The organism is Latilactobacillus graminis DSM 20719, from assembly GCF_001436415.1.
In the GTDB taxonomy this organism is placed as follows: Bacteria; Bacillota; Bacilli; order Lactobacillales; family Lactobacillaceae; genus Latilactobacillus; species Latilactobacillus graminis.
Genome location: NZ_AYZB01000025.1, coordinates 1 through 275 on the forward strand (window position 1 = coordinate 1; position 275 = coordinate 275).

The 275-nt window shown below is 42.2% G+C and carries 1 protein-coding gene; it reads right to left on the reverse strand.

The annotated features are described in order from the left end of the window. Positions 1-275 (reverse strand): DNA/RNA non-specific endonuclease (locus FC90_RS04935; protein ID WP_162258678.1); only part of this gene is annotated, 275 nt, incomplete at both ends.

Below are 275 nucleotides of genomic sequence, written 5' to 3' on the forward strand. Positions count from 1 at the left end.
TGCATAGTTGGGTCGCTGTGGCCACGTCCGGACGTGTAATCAAAAGAGATACCGGGTTCAACATTCCAAATGAAGACGTTGAAATTAAGTGTCTTATCAGTGGAAATTGCTTGCGACCATACGCCACGCGGCATTAATTCGTTTCCTCTAAAAATTGGTGTTACCTTATAGATCACTTGCTTATGCTGCGCGAGTGAGTCTCTGACTTTTTCTTCAAAGATTTGCATTGTTTTTTGATTGCTAAACTCTGTCTGGGTTACCAGGTTCTTTGGATT